The 3,549-nt window shown below is 71.3% G+C and carries 3 protein-coding genes; 1 reads left to right on the top strand and 2 read right to left on the bottom strand.

Going from position 1 to position 3,549, the window contains the following annotated elements; all coding sequences use genetic code 11:
- On the bottom strand, positions 1–1,545 hold a 1,545-nt coding region (locus ABZ656_RS57030; RefSeq protein ID WP_360280508.1), incomplete at its 3' end, for an MFS transporter.
- 205 nt (positions 1,546–1,750) lie between these two features.
- Between ABZ656_RS57030 and ABZ656_RS57035 the strand changes: the two genes are divergently transcribed.
- A complete protein-coding gene (locus tag ABZ656_RS57035; RefSeq protein ID WP_101400941.1) occupies positions 1,751–2,575 on the top strand; it encodes a class I SAM-dependent methyltransferase in 825 nt (274 codons plus the stop codon).
- On the opposite strand, the gene ABZ656_RS57040 is transcribed toward ABZ656_RS57035, so the two are convergent.
- Positions 2,568–3,549: serine hydrolase domain-containing protein (locus ABZ656_RS57040; protein ID WP_360280512.1), on the bottom strand; the 982-nt coding region annotated here is incomplete at its 5' end. The genes ABZ656_RS57035 and ABZ656_RS57040 overlap by 8 nt on opposite strands.

Below are 3,549 nucleotides of genomic sequence, written 5' to 3' on the forward strand. Positions count from 1 at the left end.
CACCGGCCCGGTGGCCGGCCGGCGCGGGCTGCGCAGCAGGACGGCACCGACCGCCGCGGCGACCAGGGTCAGCACCGCGGCGATGATCAGGCACAGGCGGAGGCCGTCGAGGAAGGCTTCGGACAGGGCGCCCAGGGCACGGCCCCGGTCGGCGCCCAGGTTCATGCTCGCGACCGCGCCCAGGCCGTTCGCGTCCACCGCGGAGGTGACGCTCCGTACCGTCGTCGCGGGCAGACCGACGTCGGTGAGGTGGCCCGGCAGGGTGTGCACGGCCTTGGTGGACAGCACGGCGCCGAGGACGGCCGGGCCGAGCGCGCCGCCGACCTGCCGGAACGCGCTGTTCCCGGCGGCCGCCATACCGGCCTGGCGCAGCGGTACGGAGGCGACGGCCGCTGCCGTCATGGGAGTGATGACGAAGCCCAGGCCGAGGCCCAGCAGGGCCAGCCGCCAGGCCAGCGAACCGAACGACGTACCGGCGTCGATGGACGTCAGCGACAGCAGCGAGGCCGCGGTCACCAGCAGCCCACCGGTGATCAGGACGCGGGGCGACACCTTGTGCATCAGCCGTCCGGCCGGTGCCCCGACGAGGATGCACATCAGCGTGACCATCAGCATCCGGGCCGCTGCCTCCAGGGTGCTGAGCTGCTGCACCATGCCGAAGTAGAGGCTGAGGGCGAAGAAGAAGCCGATCAGGCCCAGGAAGCTGATCATGGCGACGAGCGTCGTGGCGGTGAAGGCGGGGCTGCGGAAGAGCGTCAGGTCCAGCATCGGGCTGTCACTGCGCCGCTCCACCAGGACGAACGCGACGGCCGCGACCGCCGCCGCCACCAGGGCCACGATCACCTTCACGTCGGTGAAGGAGCCGGCGCCGCCCTCGATGACGCCGTAGACCAGCGCGGTGATCGCCGCCGCGGCGGTGATCTGGCCAGGCCAGTCCAGACGTCGTGACCCGGGGGCGCGCGAGTCCGTCACCAGCCGGACCGCGAAGGCCATCGCGAGGAGCGAGGCGGGGACGGGCAGCAGATAGATCCAGCGCCAGGAGAAGTGCTCCAGTATGAGTCCCGCGATCACCGGGCCGACGGCCAGCGCCGCCATCAGGGCCGTGGCCCACAACCCGACGAACTTGCCGCGCTCGCGGTGGTCGGGCACGGCGTGGCTGATCAGCGCCAGCGTCGTGGGCAGCAGCGCGGCGGCGCCCAGACCGGCGAAGGCCTGGCCCACCCAGAGGACCTCGACCGACCGCGCGCACAGCGCGATCGCCGCACCCACCGCGCTGAACGCGAGACCCGCCTGGAAGACCTTCTTGCGGCCGTGGACGTCGCCGAAGACGCCGGCGGTCAGAATCAGCGCGGCCATGGGCAGCACGAACGCGTCCGAGACCCAGGACAGTTGGGCGGTCGACGTGTGCAGCGCCCGCTGGATGGTCGGCAGGCTCACCGAGACGGTGGTCACCGGAAGATACGCGACGAACACGCCCACGCAGGCCATGACGAGCGTGGCCGCCCGCCGTTCCCGCGGCTCGTTCGCCGTTGTCGTGACGTTCACGGAACTCTCTCTCCCCCTGCGGCGCACCGCACCGCGATCGCTTGATACGGCGCTCACCTTCGGGGCCGCCTGCGGGCCGGGGCCAGCCACGGCAGGGGAAAACCAGGAAATTCGACATTCCGGACCCGGTTTCCCGGGATTTCCGTGATTGCCGTCAGGGGACGCCGCTGACCTGGCGACCCGCTCGGCGGATAGGTTCGCGGGTATGACGACGACATCGCAAGAGGCGTTCCTGCGGGCCTTCCACGCCGAGCGGCCGGCGGTGACGACGGATGCGTTCGCCGGTGGCCGCGCCGCGGACGGCCGGTCCAGCTACGAGATGCTGTGCGACCGGGTCGCCGGACACGGTCGGGTGCTGGATCTCGGTTGCGGCGACGGCCTGTTGCTCGAACTGCTCGCCCGGACCGAGGGACGGCGGCTGGCCGGGGTGGACCTCTCCCCGGAAGCCCTGGCGCTGGCGCGACGCCGACCGCTGCCCGCCGGGACGACGCTGTCGGAGAGCCGGGCCCAGCACCTTCCCTTCGCCGACGACACCTTCGACGCCTGTGTCTCCCACATGGCGCTGATGCTGATGGGCGAGGTGGAACAGGTGGCCGCGGAATTGGCCCGGGTGCTGCGCCCCGGGGGCATGCTGACGTGTGTGATCGGCGGCGGCGCCGTGGGCGGTGAGGCGTACGAGCTGTTCATCGGGCTGTTGCGGTCCGCGGTCGAGACGGCTCCCGCCGGGCAGCGCATCCCCGCTCTCGGGGACCGCAGGACCCGCAGCCGTGCGGGGCTCGACAGCGTCCTCGCGCCGGTCGGATTCGCCCCGGTCGACTGGGAGACCGTCCCCATCGACCTGAGCGGTCCGGTGGAACAGGTGTGGGACGCCCTGGCGGGTGTCTATGACGTCGGCCCGCTCGACGCGGCCACCGTGGAGTCCCTGCGCGCGGCCTTCCTCACCGGGGCGAAGAAGCTCACGGCGCCGAACGGGGTCGTCCCGTGCGGGATGAACGTGCATCTCGTGACGACGAAGCTGACGACTACTTGAGCGCCGCCATCGCGATGCGCAGGGCGACCGGGTTCATCTCCTCGCCCTTCGCGTCCGTGGCGTTGACCGAGTAGACGAGCGTGCGGGAGAGATCGCGGGTGGCCGCCATGACCGCCGTGTATCCGTACCGCCCGCCCGACTTGAGCCAGTAGACCCGCCCGCCGTACTCGAAGCGCTCGAGCCCGGCACTCATGGTGGCCCCGTCGATGCGCGACGGAACCGTGAACATCTCCTTCAGCTGCGGCTCCGGGACCAGGTGGCCACGGAAGAGGTGGGTGGTCAGCCGCTCCAGGTCCGCCGTCGTGGAGATCATGTCGCCCGCCGCCCAGCGGTCCGCCTGGTTCCACTCGGTGACGTCGACGAACTCCGTCGTGCCGTCCGCCCGCTTCACCGCCTGGTAGCCGAGGTTGTGCGGCCCCCGGATGCGCGGATCGGTACCGGGGAAGTACGTGTGCAGCATCCCGGCGGGCCGCAGCACGCGCCGGGTGGCCTCGGAGGCGTACGAGTGCCCCGTGGCCTTCTCGATCAGCATGCCGAGGATCGTGTAGTTGATGTTCAGATAGTGCTGCCGCTTGCCGGGGCAGAACTCCGGCCCCTTCGCCACCGCGGAGGCGACGACCTGCCTGGGCGTGAGCGTGTCGAAGCGGTGTGCGTACGCGTCCTCGAAGGAGTCGCCGAAACCGTCACCCGCCTGGATCCCGCTGGTGTGGTTCAGTAACTGGCGTACGGAGACGGGCTTGAAGGCGGGCGACAGCAGCCCGGGGAGATAGCGCTGCACGGGCGCGCCCAGATCGACCTTGCCCTCGGCCGCGAGTTGCAGCACGACCGCCGCCGTGACCACCTTCGTCGTCGAACCGGCCCGGAAGAGCGCGTCCGGGTCCGCCGCGCGGCCGCTCGCCAGATCGTGCACTCCGCCGCTCAGTTCTGCCGGGGCTGAGACGGCGGTCAGGCAGTCTTGCTCGCTTCCTGTTCTC

This window comes from Streptomyces sp. NPDC007095 (assembly GCF_040634475.1).
GTDB lineage: Bacteria > Actinomycetota > Actinomycetes > Streptomycetales > Streptomycetaceae > Streptomyces.

What these genes read in the sequence shown, in the direction of transcription:
- ABZ656_RS57035 (WP_101400941.1), top strand. Translation starts at nt 1,751, where the DNA reads ATGACGACGACATCGCAAGAGGCGTTCCTGCGGGCCTTCCACGCCGAG.